We start from the raw sequence: 16,003 nt of genomic DNA on the forward strand, positions 1-16,003 counted from the left end.
TTTTCTCGAATAAAAAAGCAGAAATATTATTTTGTGATCGCAATCATAAAATTAATCTGCGCTGAGCCGCCTGTGATAATCGTCACGTTTTTATTCATCATCGCGCCGTGATGACATATTTTCTAATTAAGTACCTTTTCTACTCTTTAATGGCGGGGTGAATGGCGTTCAAACTAAAACACACTCTTTTATTTTCACGTGGTAAGAACGATGCATTTTCGTGGGATATTACTGGATTTAGACGGCACGCTGGTGAACTCGCTGGATTTCGTTGAGGCCTCCTGGAGTTTGTGGGCGAAAGGAAAGGGGCTGGACCCGCGAACGGTCTGCCATTACCTGCACGGCAAACCGGCGCTGAGTACCCTGCGCCACTTTATGCCGGACGCCAGCGATCAGACCATTCAGGACGAATTTCTTGCGCTGGAAGACTATGAGGCGAGCCATACCGACGGCATTACTGCCGTTGACGGTGCCGTGGATTTTCTCCAGCAGCTGGAGCGGAACCTGGTGCCCTGGGCCATCGTTACCTCGGGCTCGCTGAAGGTGGCGTCGGCGCGCATCAGGCAGGCTGGTTTTCCCATGCCGCCGGTGCTGGTGACCAGCGAAGATATTCAGCAGGGCAAGCCCCACCCGGAGCCGTTCCTGACCGGTGCCGCTCGGCTTGATGTTTCTCCCGCCCGCTGTATCGCTTTCGAAGACTCCACCGCCGGTCTGCTTTCTGCCAGTGGGGCAGGGTGCGTGGTGGTTGAAGTCCTCACCCGCCAGTCGGTGGTTCACGACATTGATAGCTGGCACACCATCGATCGCTATGCTGGCCTGAACGTGACGCCGAAGGGCGAGGCCGAATTTTTCCTGACTATTCAGAAGGAGCGTTAAATGTCATCACGAAAAACCCTGGCGAATGCCATCCCAGGCAGAGCGTTGACGCCGCGTAGCGGGTGAACGCCGGCCATCCGGGTGCGCCGCTGGGGATGGCAGGGCTTCCGCGAGCCTTAATCGGCAACTGACTTCAGATCGATCCGCCCGCCGTTATCTGCCCGCGAGGCTAAAGGTCGATCACATTGCCTCGCGGCAGATTCAGCGACTTGCGCATCGCGCCAATCACCTCGCCCGGCTTGAGCAGCAGCGAGTTAATGCAGACGTTCAGAATGCGGCAGCCGTCAAAGCGCAGAGGATTATCGATGGTGATATCGGAAGCGATAATCGTCAGCTCCGAGGCGAAAATATCCTCGCTGGTGATTTTATTCTTCAGCCCCAGCACGCCCTGCGTCTCGATTTTTATCGCAAAGCGATACTGCCTGGCCAGTTTCTCCAGCTGTTCCGCTGCCATGTAGGTGTGCGCCACGCCGGTGGCGCAGGCGGTCACCGCCACCACGTGCAGATTGCGTTCGCTGGAGAACGGCTGGATCTCTTCTCTTCCTGTGCGGATGGTCATAAGCCTGCTCCCTTATTTTTGCGCCGGTATTCCAGCGGCGTGCAGTCGTTAATATCGCGAAATACCTTGCTGAAATAGTTGGTATCGGTGAAACCGCACTGCTCTGAAAGCTCGTTGATTTTCAGATTGGTACCGATCAGCAGCGCCTTCGATCGCGTAATACGGGCCAGTTTGAGATATTCATTAAACTTCACGTCTGACTCCCTGGAAAACAGACGCGACAGATAGCCGGGGGAAATATTAAACGTCTCGGCGACGCTTTCCCGGCTAATGTCCGTATGGTAGTGGCTGTCGATATGGCTCTTAATTTCATCCAGCAGCGTGAAGGGCCGCTGGTTAACCAGGCCATCGGTGATTTGATACAGCAGATCGTTAATCAGCGCGTAGACCACGTGGGCAAAGGTCTCGCCGGTTGTATCCTGCGACCACGCCAGCGATTCGGCCAGATCGAGCAGCCGGTCGCGGACCGTACTGCTGGAGTTTTGCAGGTTGTACTTCTCCACTTCCTTAAACTGCGTGCCGTCCCAGTTGCTGATGCTGAAGCCCACATCCTGTTTCCAGAACACGATCGACATGCAGATCACCGGGCTTTCCCACTGCGGCGAATTCCAGCTGTTGGCGGGAATATAGGTGATAGTGCCGACCGGGCGCTCATACTTCACGATGCGATCCGCCCCTTTGGGCAACAGCATGCTGAGCGCGCCCTTTACCGTCAGCTCAATGCGCGGCACGTGCAGGTAATAGGCCATCGCCGGTGGGTTCGCGTTGCCGTTTGCCACCAGCACGCTGTCGTTGATCGCGCCCTGGCCGCTGAATTCGCTGAGGATAGACTGAATAAACGTGCCCATATTATGCCCGAGGTTTGATAACGGTTTTCAGAACTTTCACCGCCACGGCGGTGGCGACGGTTCCGGCAATGACCGAAACGATATAGCCAAAATGGTTGCCGACCACCGGTAAGACGATCAGCCCGCCCCAGGGCGCGGCGTTGGTGGCACCAAACCATAACGAGAGGATGGCCGCCACCGCGCTGCCGAACATAATCGCCGGGATCACCCTGACCGGATCGGCCGCCGCGAAAGGGATCGCCCCTTCGGTAATGCCCATAAAGCCCATGATTACCGCGGGCTTCCCGGCTTCGCGCTCCACATCATTAAAAACGTCTTTAAACAGAAAGGTCGCCAGCGCCAGTCCCAGCGGCGGCGTGCAGTCGGCGGCGGCAACGGCGGCCATCAGCTGCGGATTGGTGGAGATCAGCGCTACGGCAAAGAAAAAGGCGGTTTTGTTCATCGGGCCGCCCATATCAACGGCGATCATGCAGCCCAGAACGGTGCCGAGAATGATAAACGACGTGCCCTGCATATTGCCCAGCCAGGCGCTCAGCCACTTCATCAGCCCGGCGATCGGATCGCCAATAATGTAGTAAACCGCCATGCCGGTGAGGAAGGTGCCGAGCAGTGGGATGATAAATATCGGCAGTACCATGCGCAGAAAATTGGGGATGCGCAGCCGGGCAATCAGGCTGAGCAGCAGCCAGACCACCAGCCCGGCAATAATCCCGGAGAGCATGCCGCCTAAAAAACCGGCCCCCATCTGGTAGGCCATCAGCCCGCCAATCGCCCCGGGAGCCAGCCCCGGCTTATCCACCATCGACCAGGCAATAAACCCGGACAGCATCGGAATAAACAGGGTCAGACCGGCGAGGCCGATTTGCGACATCGCCTTGAGAAAACCGTGGTCGGGCACGGCCGCCTTTTCGTTGAACATCACCGCCAGCGCCAGCAGCACCCCTCCGGCCACCACAAAAGGCACCATATACGACACGCCGGTCATAAAATGACGTTTGGTATTTTTTAATATTTTTATCATGTCAGCCTCGTCGGGTGGGTGCTCAGCAGGCCAGCGTGCGGGATATCAGCGTATACAGCGCTTTCGGGCCTTTCGCCTGTTTAATTCGGCTGACAAATTCATCGTTCATTAGCATGCGCGCCAGGGTGGAGAAGTGTTTCATATGCGCGTTATTCTCCGCGTCTTTACTAATGGTCAGCATAAACAGCGTGTCCACCAGCACACCGCCCCAGGCAATCGGCCGCCGGAGCGTTGCCACGCTGAGGGTGGAGTGATGGATATAATCGCTTTGAGCGTGGGGGATAGCAAAACCCGAGCCGACGACGGTGGGGAACGGCACTTCCCGTGCCCAGATATCATCGCAGAGTTTATCCCGCGCGTTGGTGCGCTGCTGTAGCCACAGATTATCCACCATCATCTTGATTGCCTCGTTTTTATCGCGGGCGTCCATCCGCCATAAGATCGTCTCCACCGTCAGCAGCGGTTTTTCTATCACGCCGGTCTGGTCTTTATTTATCGCGGCGTTGATCCGCAGCCGCTGCTGCATCGCCTGCTGAACGGCCATTTCATGGCGGTAGTAGCGCAGCACGTTCTCATCAGGGTGGGTGATAAGAATGCCGGATTCAGCGTCGATGACGATTAGCTGCCCGGCATCCAGCGTCAGCGGCGCAAAGTCGACATCGGCAAGGGTTGGAATGCCCAGCGAGCGGGCCAGTATCGCCGTGTGCGAAGTTTTGCCGGTGGATGACAGCACCAGGCCCACCAGCCGGCTTCTGTCCAGCGCCAGTAAAAGGCTGGGGGTCAGATAGCTGGCGAAGACAATCGTCGGTTCAGTGAGCAGCAGCGGGCTTCTGTCCAGCGCCCGTTCACCGTAGGCCGCGCCAATTAGCTGCGTGGCGATGTCGAGCATATCCAGCGTGCGCTCCTGCAGGTAGCGACTGGACGATTGCTCAAGCTGCTGGCAAACGTCCAGCGACACCCGGGCGATGGCCGACCAGGCATTCATCCCGTCGTTAAGATACCCGATCGTTGCCTCCTGAAACTCACCGTCGTCGATCAGCGTGAGGTGCGCCGCAATCAGGTCGTGCTCAATACCCCGGGTCTGACTGAGCGCGTGCTGTTTTTCCCCGCGCAGCGACGCGATCCCGGCGCGAAAGCGCGCCGTTTCGCTTTCGATACCGTCGGTATGACCGGGATTGCGATCGATAATGTCGGCGAAGGTCAGGCTCTGCATCACTCGCGGCCGGGCAATGGCGGCTCCCGGATGAATACGGGTACCCTGAATCACCTGCGGGTTCAGCTCGCGCAGACAGCGGGGCAGGTAGCCCTGGCCGGTAACCGGTTCGGGCTGCATGCTGAACGCCGGAAGGTCCGCCAGCAGCGCGTGCAGCCTTGCTGCAGCTTGCTGTTCATCCTCCCCGTCCAGGGTGATGCGGCATTCATCGTTGAGCAGAGTGTCGCTGGCAATCAGCGAGAGGGCGCTTTTCGCATTCGCCCGCAGCCCGGTGCGGGTGTTTTCCCAGTCGATGGCGGCCTGAAAAAGGTTACACAGCCGGGCGATATAGCCAGCGGGTCGGGCATGGATCCCTTCATCAAGCTCGCATAACCAGGTGATTGAAACCGCCATGCCGACTCCTGAGCGTGTGTGCAGAGCAAAATTTGCAGAACAGGTTGGCTATCTTTCCCTGTTCACTACGGGGATGACATAGAAAAAATGTGACCTTTACTTGAAAATAGTGGACTGATTGTTATTTTGTGACATTTATCATATTTACGGCGGTGATAGGATTTGGGTAGTGTGTTGATTGTAGAGGGGATTGTTTTACCGCGGCGTTCTGAGTGGTTTGTGAGGATGGTCACAAAATTAAAGAAGATGAAGGGCTGCGGTGCAGGGAAGTGTTGTTGGATGCTCAATTGGTATAGCTTATGCTTCATCAGTTAATCAGTAGCAGGCGTTGTGATAGGGACATGAATGAGTTTCCTCAAGACGTCATTGCACATGCTGGCGGGTAGCACTACCGCCTGACTGGCCCACGTGACGGCAGTACATTCTTGCTATGAGGACAACATGTTAAAAGTTATTGCCGAAGATTTTATCAAACCCGAGCATATCGAAACCGTTCTGCCTTTGTACCGCGAGTTGGTTGCCGCCACGAAAAATGAACCGTTGTGTATCGCTTATGATTTGTATATTGATGAAAAAGATCCGGGGCACTTTATCTTTATCGAAGAGTGGCCGGACCGCGCGGCGCTGGACGCACACTGCGGCACAGAGCATTTCCAGCGGCTGGTGCCGCTGATAGACCGGCATAAGCGGCAGGATGCACGATTTACTCTGATGGATTCCGCTGTAGGTGTAAGTTATTAATTCAGCAGTTAATTCAAGAGCGGATCGCAGATATAATAAAAGCCCTGACCGTTGCAGCCAGGGCTTTCATTGTACTACAGACTTAGGATGTAACATTAGTGGACTTAATATGGATACGACTTATGGTACTGCGTTAAAATGTACGCGTTTATAACAGATAATATTGGGTGTCGATAACAACTAAATCCCCCTCTATTTTCTTTGTAAGCTATTCAGCCATAATAAAAATGGCACTGTAAACAAGTACATCTCCCCTCGCGACATCTACTCTTTGATGCGTGGCCTGACTTACATTGCGACACTAAAACTAATCTGACTTACACAACCCCGTCGCAAACATTAACTTTTAAAACATGGCCTTACATCGTCGCGCTATCTTCACAAATTTGCGATTAACTATTCTCACTACGTGGCCTTGAAACCTCGCTGACGTAAAAAAATTTATCTTATCGCCAGTGATCCCATACAACAAACTTCGTGACCTTTATCGCAAATTATACCGTGCTTCACTTGCTTTCAACTTAAAACCTAACTGCTTTCAACTTAGCAGCGAACTTTCATTTAACCGCTGCTGAAATCCAATCTACGCATTTTGAAAGTACTGTCAATACTGTTTTTAATGACATGTTTTTATTTACAGCAAAAGAGGTAAGCCAGTCATGAAATCGTGTTTTTTACCGTATCTTTGGTGTTAGGTGGTGACATTCAATTGGATGTGATCTGGCTAATAATAACTCCGCTAACAGTCTTATCTTTCAAATAGTATTTAAGGCAATTCATCTGAGTGTAATTGCTGTCAGTCTTCTTGTCAGTGCAATACTGTATTACGCCACGGTCGGGTTTGTCAGAGAACGTCGATGAGATTTTTTCTAATGAAGCGTTGAGTAACGGAATTCCCTTAATCGACACGCTCAAATTGCCACTATAAGTTACGCAGGTTTTTGGTTGTTCAGCTTTTGAAATTGCGATAGATGTTAGATCTCCTTTTCCCATTTCATTATCAGAGATAAACCAGTAATCCTGCCCTCTGGCACTCAGACAGAGCCATGAAGCCAGATCGTCTTGATTGACCATTGTGTTAGCGATTTTAGCAATATCTTCAAGGCGGCTGAATTCCATAGAAAAACGCTTTCCGCCGACTATCACATCAGGCACTAAACCTTTACGAGTCTCGACATCAGTGACTGAAGAGTCCTCATGATAATAATGAGAACCAAAACCTTCCATTTGTGTAGCGATAGCAACAGGAGAGGTTACTAAAATGGCCAGGAGGAGATGTTTCATTATACTATAAAATCTCATGTTCAATCCATAAGTTAACCGGAACGGCCATTGGGAAAAATCCTTTTTCGGGGTACGGTTAGGATATTATCTTTTTATATGCTTTTTATGGAAGTGATTTTTTATTTTTTTTGGTGAAAATCAAAGAGATTAGTGCACTTGTAGTGATAGCAATGCTTAAATTATTATTTGTTTAACTAATGACCGTTAAAGGAATGTATTTTATTTCAAGATCTTATATTTACCAAGAACAAAAAAGTAATAATTAGAACTGTGTTTAACAATAATTCAAGGTTAGCTTAGTGCCAAACGATCTTCACTAACAACAGTCTCGGTGATCCAGTGGGAAGAGAATCAGGCCAGTTCAAGAGGGTGTTCGTGCAATGTGGGTGGGTTTGCACCAACCTTGTCACAGTAGTCTCACTCAGATACAATCTGCTGTAAAAAAGACCCAATGAGATCATGAAATGACTCTGAATTATTATCTAAGAAAATGTCTCTGGAGTTTAACAAGTTGTGGCTATTTAGTTTACCTTATTCTAAAAGACTTACATGATGGGTTAATCTTTCCTTCATACCAACCCTATATTCCTTATGTTGCCGCTTACTTAGTCATAAGCGCAGTCGTTTATCCTTTTTCTTTCTATGTTTCAGAAAAGCTGGCAATGATGGTAATGAAAAAAGAGACGTGGGAATATTATTTTGCTTTCAATGGGCCATCCTGGAATTTATTCATTCTTACCCATTTTTTTTGTGTATTATTTTCTATACCACTACTTATGCTTTATCCACTTGTAAACAAAAAGCGTTAATCTTGCGCAGTTGCCCTAACGACCTGTACCTCATTAAAGCGAACCTTATTCCTCCTCACTCCGCAGCCTTATCCCAAAAATGTTCTTACCGCCCTCGTGCCGATAGTACGCACTGCCGCCGTGTAATGCGGCAATGGCGCTCACCAGCGACAGCCCCAGGCCGCTGCCGGCGGTGTGGCGCACGTTGTCGCCGCGCCAGAAACGCTCGAAGACTTTCTCCGGTTCCGCCAGCGCCTCACCGGCGTTTGCCACCTCTATTTCGGTGACATCGCAGCGATGAACGGCGCTGACCTTTATCGTGCCGTTGCCAGGCGCATAGCGGATGGCGTTGACCAGCAGATTGGTTATTGCCCGCTGGAACAGCATCTTATCGGCGGTCAGATAGCCTTCGGCGTGGAGTTCAATGAGCATTTCTCTCTCTTCGGCCAGCGGCTCCAGGAAATCGATCGGGGTTTCCAGGGCATCATGCAGTAAGAAGGTTTCTTTATTGAGCCGGATATTGTGGTGCGTGGCGCGGGCCAGAAAGAGGATATTTTCCGTCAGCCGCGACAGGGCTTCCAGTTCTTCAATATTCCCTTCCAGCAGCGCCTGATATTCAGCCGTGGAACGCGGGTTGCTCAGCGCCACCTGATTCTGGCCTAACAGCACGTTGATGGGCGTACGTATCTCGTGAGCCAGATCGTCGGCAAACTGCGTCAGCCGAATAAAGTCCGTCGACAGGCGCTGGCGCATGGTATTCAGTGCCTCGCCCAGCGGCAGCAGCTCTTTCGGGATCGCCTGAAGCGGTACGGTATGGGTTAAACGGTCGCTGCCGGTTTCCGCTACGATCTGACTTAACCGGCCAATCGCGCGCAGCCCGCGCCGGATAAGCAGCGGGCTGAGGGCGGCGCACAGTAATATCGCCGCCAGCGACACCAGGATACTTTGCTGGCGATAGCGTTCCAGCATTATCGCCCGCTCCCGCGCCACGCGCGCCAGCGTAATGACGATCGGCCCTTCCTGAGAACTGGCCTGCAGGCTCAGCGCCGAGGCTTCCGTATTATCCGCACCGATCCAGCGGTGCAGCTGCTGCTCATCGGGCGGGGTGCCGACCGGCGTGGGGGACATCTCCGGCAGCGCCACGCCGGTATGGTTAATGCTGACGTTTTGCTGATGCTGCGAACGGATACTGAGAATATCCTGGCGAATATCAACCATACGATTGAAATAGAGCGGCAGAGATTCGGGATGCGCGCCGTCTTCCAGCAGCTGCCGCAGCTGCGCGGCACGGTTGATTAGCGTCCGATCGTCGCGCCACACCAGCTCGCTGCGTAGCGCGTTGTACAGGATCACGCTGATACCGCCGCTGGCCAGCGCGACGATCAGCGTGAAGATCGCCGTCAGCCGTAGGGTGAGGGAAGGGCTATACACCGCCGACCTCCTGTTCAGACAGGCAGTAGCCCATGCCCCTGACCGTGGTAATCAGCTTTTGCGGAAAAGGGTCGTCAACTTTACGGCGCAGGCGACGAATTGCGACATCCACGATATTGGTTTCACTGTCGAAATTCACGCCCCAGATTTCACTGGCGAGCAGCGTGCGGGGCAGGATCTCGCCGTGACGGCTGGCCAGCAGCCACAGCAGCATGAACTCTTTGCGGGTCAGCGCCAGCGGAATACCCTCACGCGTTACCTGAAAGCGCGCCGAGTCCATCACCAGATCCGCCACGCGCAGCGTGCTGCTGTGCGGCTGATGCTGGCGAAGCTGATTTCTTACCCGCGCCAGAAGTTCAGCAAACGAGAAGGGTTTAACCAGGTAATCGTTCGCGCCCAGCTCCAGGCCTTTAACGCGATCGTCCACCGAATCCCTGGCCGTGAGGCAAATCACCGGCGTGCTGCTGGCGGTGCGCAGGGTTTTCAGAACCTGCCAGCCATCCAGGCCCGGCAGCATAATATCCAGAATCACCAGGCTGTACGGGTGCGCCAGCGCCAGATGCAGGCCGTCGCGACCGTCTGCGGCGTGATCCACAATATAGCCCGCTTCCTCAAGCCCTTTGCGCACCCAGGCGCTGGCCTTCTGGTTATCTTCAATCAGTAACAGTTTCATGGGCGCAGTGTGCCATGAAAGACAGGGTCGCCCCAGCGTTTCAGCGCCAGATGACAATATGGTCATCTTCGTGACAGGTAACCACGACCCGCGCGCAGGTATAACGGCACGGTCACTAACAAAGGAGAATAAAACATGAAAAAGTCCGTCGCTGCGTTGTCCCTCTCTATGCTGCTGGCCGCGCCAGGTATGGCCCTTGCCGCCGGTAAAAACCCGATCAGTGTGCATATCCTGAACCAGCAAACGGGGATGCCCGCCCCGCATGTAGCGGTAACGCTCGAGAAAAAACAGGGTGACAGCTGGACCGTGCTGAACACCGCCAGCACCGACGAAGATGGCCGTGTGGCGGCGCTGTGGCCGGAGAAACCGTTCGAGACGGGCGACTATCGCGTGATCTTTAAAACCGGCAAATACTTCACGGACCGCAAACAGGAAAGTTTCTTCCCAGAAATCCCGGTGGAATTCCACATCAGCAATACCGCCACCACCTATCACGTTCCGCTGCTGCTGAGCCAGTATGGCTATTCCACGTATCGTGGGAGCTGAATACCAAAACAAAAAGCCCGCTTAAGTTTCCTTAAGCGGTTTTTTTTAAGTATGGATCATCTGGCTGGGATCATATTTTCATGTAAATTGCTAATAAATATGATAAGTTTCAAGCTTCATCCTGTTAAGACCACCAGAATGACCACCAATGGTTGCTTGTTAGTTAAAAGGGGTTTTGAACACTTCGCTTCATGTGTTGATCGTTCTATGTGGCTGCGAATCGAACTCTGGGAAGAGTTGTGTCAGGGGCTACTGTTAATGTCATCTCCCTCCACCCAGACAGGCAGGAAAGCGATCCCCAACTCTTAACCACGGCCTGGCGCATTGCGTCGAAATTGTCACAGCCAAATATGGGCTGCAGGGGGCTCTCTGGCCGGATGACCAATCACGTTCGACCAGCAGAGCAGATCTGCACTGTGCAATTTGTCGATTAAACGATGGGAAGCTATTTCATTCAGTGAGGCAGTTTTCCAGATAGGCCGGGCTCGCACACTGTACGCGCGTTTGCATCGCTATTATACTAGCAATCAGCGTGCTGTCGGCTATGTCGCCAATGCGAATGACACATCTATCCGCTATCGACATGAACAGTTCACTCGAGAGGCTACGGGCTGCTCTAAGAACATAAACGGACATTCTTGTCTTCTCTGACTCGGGACGCTTTTTTAATTAACTTACTGATTATTAATATAAAGTTATGCTTTGTGGTGTCAGTAGCATCAGAATGACCACTAATTTTTTCTAATTTTCCTTTTCTGTACACAAGTCAAGTATTATGCTTTGTATGTCAGGTATTTTTGTCTTCAAACCAGAAACCCATTCCAGATAATGAACCATTGTTTTTATTAAATTTAGATTCTTTCTTCATACGGTGATGATTGAAGATGGAGTTATTCTGGCGAACATCTTTTTCATTGAACCTGATTCGCCGAAAATCTGTGAAAATAAATAATTTCAGCTTAACGATTTATCTCCAACAAATAAAATTTGAGTGATGGTTAAGGGGGTGTAATGTCATTTAACAATTTTATATTGAGCTTAAGAATCATTGAATTAATACCCGTAAATTAATTTAATGCATAGATTAACAATGAAGTTATTTATTTAAATTCTGTGTGATAATTTTTTAGGCCAAGCTGCCGGAGATAAAAATGGACAGACGGATTGTTATTTGCTGCGATGGGACTGGTAATGAATTAAATCGGACAATGTCAAACGTACTCAAGTTTTATCGCATTCTTGAAAAAAATACACAGCAGCAAGTTTTCTATACGCCGGGAGTGGGCACGCTGGCGCTGGATAATCCCTGGCAACGGTTTAAACAAAAATGTCGCCTGTTATTAGGACTGGGAGCAGGGTATGGTCTGGATAACGACGTACTCAAGGCATACGATTTTTTGTGCCAGAACTGGCATGAAGGAGACAAAATATATCTGCTTGGGTTCAGCCGAGGTGCTTACACGGTGCGTGTTGTAGCTGCGTTAGTTGAAACTATCGGCATCATTCCGCCTGGGCAGCGTAATCTGGTCGAATACGGCCTGACGGCGTATAAAAAGGCCAGAGGCGACCGTTCTGCCACAGCTACCTCTAATGATCTGGAGGACGCCTGGCTCTTTGGCCGTATTGCGGGCGGGCGACCTGCGAGAATTGAATTTATCGGCGTATGGGATACCGTCTCTTCAGTGATAGTACCCCGCAGCGATCGCCTGCTGCCAAGCATACAAACTCTTCGTTTCACCCGAACCAACAAGGCGGTGAAGTGCTTTCGACAGGCCATTTCAATGGATGAACGACGGCGTATGTTTCGTCTGAACCGATGGATAGACCCTCAACCCTACCGACCTGTTCCTTACCGGAAAGAGAGCGAAATCTCTCAGGATATTCAGCAGGTCTGGTTCGCAGGAGTTCATGCTGATGTCGGAGGAGGGTATCCTGAAAGTGAAAGCGGACTCTCCAAATATCCTTTGATTTGGATGCTGGAAGAGGCGAAAAAAGCCGGTCTGACCTATGACGAAGAGTGCCGTCGTGCGATCAGCAAGGGAGGAAAACTGGCTCGCGGCGGCGAAACCTTCGTTCCCCCGGATGCTACCGGAATGCTCCACCGTTCCCTGAGGAGGCTGTGGTGGCTCCTTGAGTACATCCCCAAAAATAAACGCTGGCGCGAGTGGTGCACTTCGCGACCTACTTTTCTGGGACACTACCTGCCTCTGGGCGAACCGCGCGCTATTCCACCAGGTTCGCTGATACACGCTTCGGTTCGGGAGCGAATGGCGAAGTACCCGCACTACCGTCCCATAAACCTCAAAGGTTCTTACCAGTTTACCGATGACGTTGTTTCAGAGCCACAACTCGAGGAAAGCATCGATGCAGTACATTGACAGACGGCGTGTTCCTCCACCGGAGGAGTTACGGGGCGATAAGCTTTTTAGCAACGGGGAGCGGATGTGGCAGTTTTTGCAGCTTGATCCCAATAGGCGTGCGCAAACTCGAGCCCCACAAAGCAGCGTTCAGTCTGGCAGCTATTCCAGCGTGCTGTCTGCACTTCACTCGCTGTTTAATGGCCGCTGTGCGTTTTGTGAATCCCAAACGTCAGCACTAAACATACATTATTTTCGCCCCGTGAATGGTGCAGAGCCTCATTACGGTTTGGTGGATAGCCATATTTACTATGCCTGGTTGGCAAACGCATGGCAGAACTTCTACCTAGCCTGTGCAGACTGTAACGTGCATGGTCGTAACTATTTTCCGGTGATAGGGCTGCGGGCGCCGATCCCCACGCAAGAGATGTATATGAAGTATCTGGAAAGTGGTACAGGGCTGTGGCCAGCGTGGCCTCCTAAAGAGAGAGCTCTGCTGTTAGATCCCTGCAAACTCCAAAATTTTTACTCCCATTTTTCGGTAGAAGTTGAAGGTCGATTAGTCGCGCAATCTGAAGCGGGTAATGAAACCATCAACACATTTGGCCTCAATCGCAGCGAACTAGTTAATAAGCGGTCGATACGTTTTAGCAACTATCTTGAAAGTGTTGCCAGAGCGATTAAGTATTCATCCTCAGGCGAACTCAAAACGTTGTTCAGTTTTTCAGAGATTGAATTTGGCGGTAGCTGGTATCTACTCTTACGGCGACTAGCGGAAAAAATTGGCACGCGCAAAGGACCAAAACCGAATCTCTCACCTGCAAGGATTATCCGCCTGTTCTTACCGTTGCTTAAAGAGCCACGCGGTTTGGAATGGTTTACTGACGCCATAAAGGAGAACCAGCGTGAAGAACCGCTATTCAATGAAGAGTTCAGCGAGGACGATATTTCTGGCGCGAAACCTGCGCGAATAAACGAAGTTGATTTTGAAAATTTTAAATCGCTGCAAAAAATCGCGCTGAAGGTCACCCCAGTGACGGTAGATCATGATGGTGCTCCGATAGCTCCTGCGGTGCTTATCCTTGGAGAAAATGCTACCGGAAAAAGTTCAATCCTTGAAGGTATTGCATTGGCGTTGGCCACCGAGGGAGCAAGAAAAAAACTCATCCTCAACTGGCGTAGCTATGTGCTGGATCCGCGGTACATGGGGGGGAAACCGGGGCGTGACTCTGATACCGCTTATGTCAATATTCTCAGTTCAGAACAGCAACGCCTCAAAATGACGCTCAAAAAGGGTAGTTATCAGATCAGCCGGGAACAAGGTTTTGATGTTGGACCTGTTTTCGCGTATGGCGCCTTCCGTCATTACCAGCATAAGCAGCGCCGCTATGCCGCCGATCACCCGGTGCGAAATCTTTTTGATGGCAACCTGCTCGGCAATCCACAGACCTGGCTATTGGGGCTTGAAAAAGATCACTTCAATATGGTGATCCGCGCTTTACGTGATGTTCTGGCGATCGAAGGAGAGTTTGACGTTGTAGAGCGCGATGAAGCGGCGGGGGTGTGCTATATCGTAACACCGCTGTTTCAACAAAACGGCGAGCCTCTTCGTATTCGCACCCCGCTGAATATTGTTTCATCAGGATTTCGTTCCGTGCTGGCGATGGTATGCGACATCATGGCCGGGCTGATGAATCCAGAATATAACCCCACCTTTGGAACGCTGGATAGCGCTCTGGGCGTGGTGTTGATTGACGAGGTTGAAGCGCACCTTCATCCTCGTTGGAAAATGCAGATAATGAAGGGATTGCGTCGTGCGCTGCCTAATATGACCTTTATTGTCACCACTCACGATCCGCTTTGCCTGCGGGGCATGTGCGATGGCGAAGTGGTCGTATTACAAAAAACGGTGAATGAGAATCCGGTATTGGACGATGAATTACCCACCACAGTTCAGGCCTTAACCGCTTTACCGAATATTGATACCCTGCGCATCGACCAACTTCTGACGGCCGACTTCTTCCAGCTCTATTCCACTGTTGAGCCCAAAATAAACCAGCAAATGGCCCATGTGGCCGACCTGCTGGCAAAGGCGCAGCAAGGGGACCCGCTAAATGACGTGGAAAAACAAGTACTTTACACGTTCGAGAAAGATATCGCCTCAGCAATGCCCGTCGGGACGTCGGAAGCGCATCGTCTGGTGCAGGAAGCCGTTGCGAGGTATTTGCAGGACCGGCATCGAGAAACGCCGAATTCCCGCGCGGCATTGCGGGAGCGCACAAAGGATAAAATTGTCGATATTCTGAAGCAGGTACTGCGATGAGAAAGGTCATCCGCACGCAGGAGCAGACGTTACCCCCCGCAGCCTTGAACGCGAAGAATAAAGACGGGACCACCGAACTGGAACGCTCGAGGGCGCATTATGCCGTGGAGCGCGAGAAAAGAGAGAGCTACGACTTTGTTGCTTATAAAGCCGATGAGGTGAAATGGCGACTTAATGCGCTGTTTCATTATAAATGCGCCTATTGTGAGAGCTTCTTTTCTGCCTCCGCACCGGTGGACATTGAACATTATCGCCCCAAAAGTGCCGTCAGCGAAGATGCGTCCCATCCGGGATACTGGTGGCTGGCGATGGACTGGGATAACCTCCTGCCAAGCTGTATTGACTGTAACCGTAAGCGTAAACAGCGGCTTGTTGACGGGGCAACCGAACTAAGCGTACTGCTGGACCGCCAGACGCAATCACGTAACTCGTCAGGTAAGAAGGACAGCTTTCCTGTTGCGCGTGGCGGGCCAAGACTTTTGCCGGAAGATAAAAACTATGTGACCGAGTCGCCGCTGTTGCTCAACCCTTACTATGACAATCCCGACGAGCATATGCGGTTTGTCAGCATCGGCAATCCACCGGTGAGCCTAGCGATCCCGATTGGCGTAGGGCCAAGTGAACGCGGGGTCACCTCAATTCATATCTACGGCCTTAACCGTCTCGGTCTCGTGCAGGAGCGGACGCGCTATCTGCGTCGGCTGGTATTTTTAGGTGAAATGCTGATTTCTCTCGGTGAACTTGTCGAGGCGATTGAGGCTACGCCGCTATCTGATGAGATTAAGGCGAGTATTAATCGCAAGCTGGAATTGCTCATGACGTGGACGGGGGAAGAAATGAAGAAAATGACTGCAGCGGATCAACCCTATTCGGCAATGGCCACGGCCTGGGTGACCGAGTTTACAGCGAAGATGGCGGAGCGCTAAAGCGATGTTAGTCTGGCGTAGCCC

The 16,003-nt window shown here is 51.7% G+C and carries 13 protein-coding genes; 6 read left to right on the forward strand and 7 right to left on the reverse strand.

Annotated elements, in window-relative coordinates; all coding sequences use genetic code 11:
- The first annotated feature begins 210 nt into the window (after positions 1-210).
- A complete protein-coding gene (locus EC836_RS10950; protein ID WP_123332937.1) occupies positions 211-876 on the forward strand; it encodes an HAD-IA family hydrolase in 666 nt (221 codons plus the stop codon).
- Positions 877-1,045: 169 nt separating this feature from the next.
- On the opposite strand, the gene EC836_RS10955 is transcribed toward EC836_RS10950, so the two are convergent.
- Genes EC836_RS10955 through EC836_RS10970 form a run of 4 tightly spaced genes read right to left on the reverse strand, consistent with a single transcriptional unit; the run spans position 1,046 to position 4,910 of the window.
- A complete protein-coding gene (locus tag EC836_RS10955) occupies positions 1,046-1,435 on the reverse strand; it encodes a fructose PTS transporter subunit IIB (RefSeq protein ID WP_105592705.1) in 390 nt (129 codons plus the stop codon).
- Positions 1,432-2,283: a helix-turn-helix transcriptional regulator gene (locus tag EC836_RS10960; protein WP_123332939.1), complete on the reverse strand. Its 852-nt coding sequence runs from the start codon at positions 2,281-2,283 to the stop codon at positions 1,432-1,434. Before EC836_RS10960 ends, EC836_RS10955 begins: the two co-directional genes overlap by 4 nt.
- Position 2,284: 1 nt before the next feature.
- Positions 2,285-3,304 (reverse strand): PTS fructose transporter subunit IIC, encoded by a 1,020-nt coding sequence (locus EC836_RS10965; protein ID WP_123332941.1) that lies wholly within the window; start codon positions 3,302-3,304, stop codon positions 2,285-2,287.
- Between the two features lie 22 nt (positions 3,305-3,326).
- On the reverse strand, positions 3,327-4,910 hold the full coding sequence (locus EC836_RS10970; protein WP_123332943.1) for a PTS sugar transporter subunit IIA: 1,584 nt from the start codon (positions 4,908-4,910) through the stop codon (positions 3,327-3,329).
- Positions 4,911-5,351: 441 nt separating this feature from the next.
- On the opposite strand from EC836_RS10970, the gene EC836_RS10975 reads away from it, so the two are divergent.
- Positions 5,352-5,651 carry a putative quinol monooxygenase gene (locus tag EC836_RS10975; RefSeq protein WP_123332945.1) on the forward strand — a complete coding sequence of 100 codons (300 nt, stop codon included), beginning with the start codon at positions 5,352-5,354 and terminating at the stop codon, positions 5,649-5,651.
- A 705-nt stretch (positions 5,652-6,356) separates the two neighbouring features.
- Here the strand turns inward: EC836_RS10975 and EC836_RS10980 are convergent.
- The 3 genes from EC836_RS10980 to hprR form a co-directional block, all read right to left on the reverse strand.
- Positions 6,357-6,953 carry a hypothetical protein gene (locus EC836_RS10980; protein ID WP_233599234.1) on the reverse strand — a complete coding sequence of 199 codons (597 nt, stop codon included), beginning with the start codon at positions 6,951-6,953 and terminating at the stop codon, positions 6,357-6,359.
- Between the two features lie 836 nt (positions 6,954-7,789).
- Positions 7,790-9,154 carry a heavy metal sensor histidine kinase gene (locus tag EC836_RS10990; protein WP_123332949.1) on the reverse strand — a complete coding sequence of 455 codons (1,365 nt, stop codon included), beginning with the start codon at positions 9,152-9,154 and terminating at the stop codon, positions 7,790-7,792.
- Complete coding sequence (gene hprR, locus EC836_RS10995; protein ID WP_123332951.1) at positions 9,147-9,827, reverse strand: response regulator transcription factor HprR; 681 nt, start codon at positions 9,825-9,827, stop codon at positions 9,147-9,149. Before hprR ends, EC836_RS10990 begins: the two co-directional genes overlap by 8 nt.
- Positions 9,828-9,962: 135 nt before the next feature.
- On the opposite strand from hprR, the gene uraH reads away from it, so the two are divergent.
- The 4 genes from uraH (at position 9,963) to EC836_RS11020 (ending at position 15,979) form a co-directional block, all read left to right on the forward strand.
- The gene (gene uraH / locus EC836_RS11000; RefSeq protein ID WP_123332953.1) at positions 9,963-10,373 is read left to right on the forward strand and encodes a hydroxyisourate hydrolase; all 411 of its coding nucleotides are present in this window, start codon (positions 9,963-9,965) and stop codon (positions 10,371-10,373) included.
- Between the two features lie 1,151 nt (positions 10,374-11,524).
- Positions 11,525-12,751 carry a DUF2235 domain-containing protein gene (locus EC836_RS11010; RefSeq protein ID WP_123332955.1) on the forward strand — a complete coding sequence of 409 codons (1,227 nt, stop codon included), beginning with the start codon at positions 11,525-11,527 and terminating at the stop codon, positions 12,749-12,751.
- On the forward strand, positions 12,738-15,053 hold the full coding sequence (locus EC836_RS11015; protein ID WP_158612778.1) for an AAA family ATPase: 2,316 nt from the start codon (positions 12,738-12,740) through the stop codon (positions 15,051-15,053). Before EC836_RS11010 ends, EC836_RS11015 begins: the two co-directional genes overlap by 14 nt.
- A complete protein-coding gene (locus tag EC836_RS11020; protein ID WP_123332959.1) occupies positions 15,050-15,979 on the forward strand; it encodes an HNH endonuclease in 930 nt (309 codons plus the stop codon). The genes EC836_RS11015 and EC836_RS11020 overlap by 4 nt, the downstream gene beginning before the upstream one ends.
- The last annotated feature ends 24 nt before the right edge of the window (positions 15,980-16,003 follow it).

The organism is Erwinia sp. JUb26 (genome assembly GCF_003751505.1).
In the GTDB taxonomy this organism is placed as follows: Bacteria; Pseudomonadota; Gammaproteobacteria; order Enterobacterales; family Enterobacteriaceae; genus Erwinia.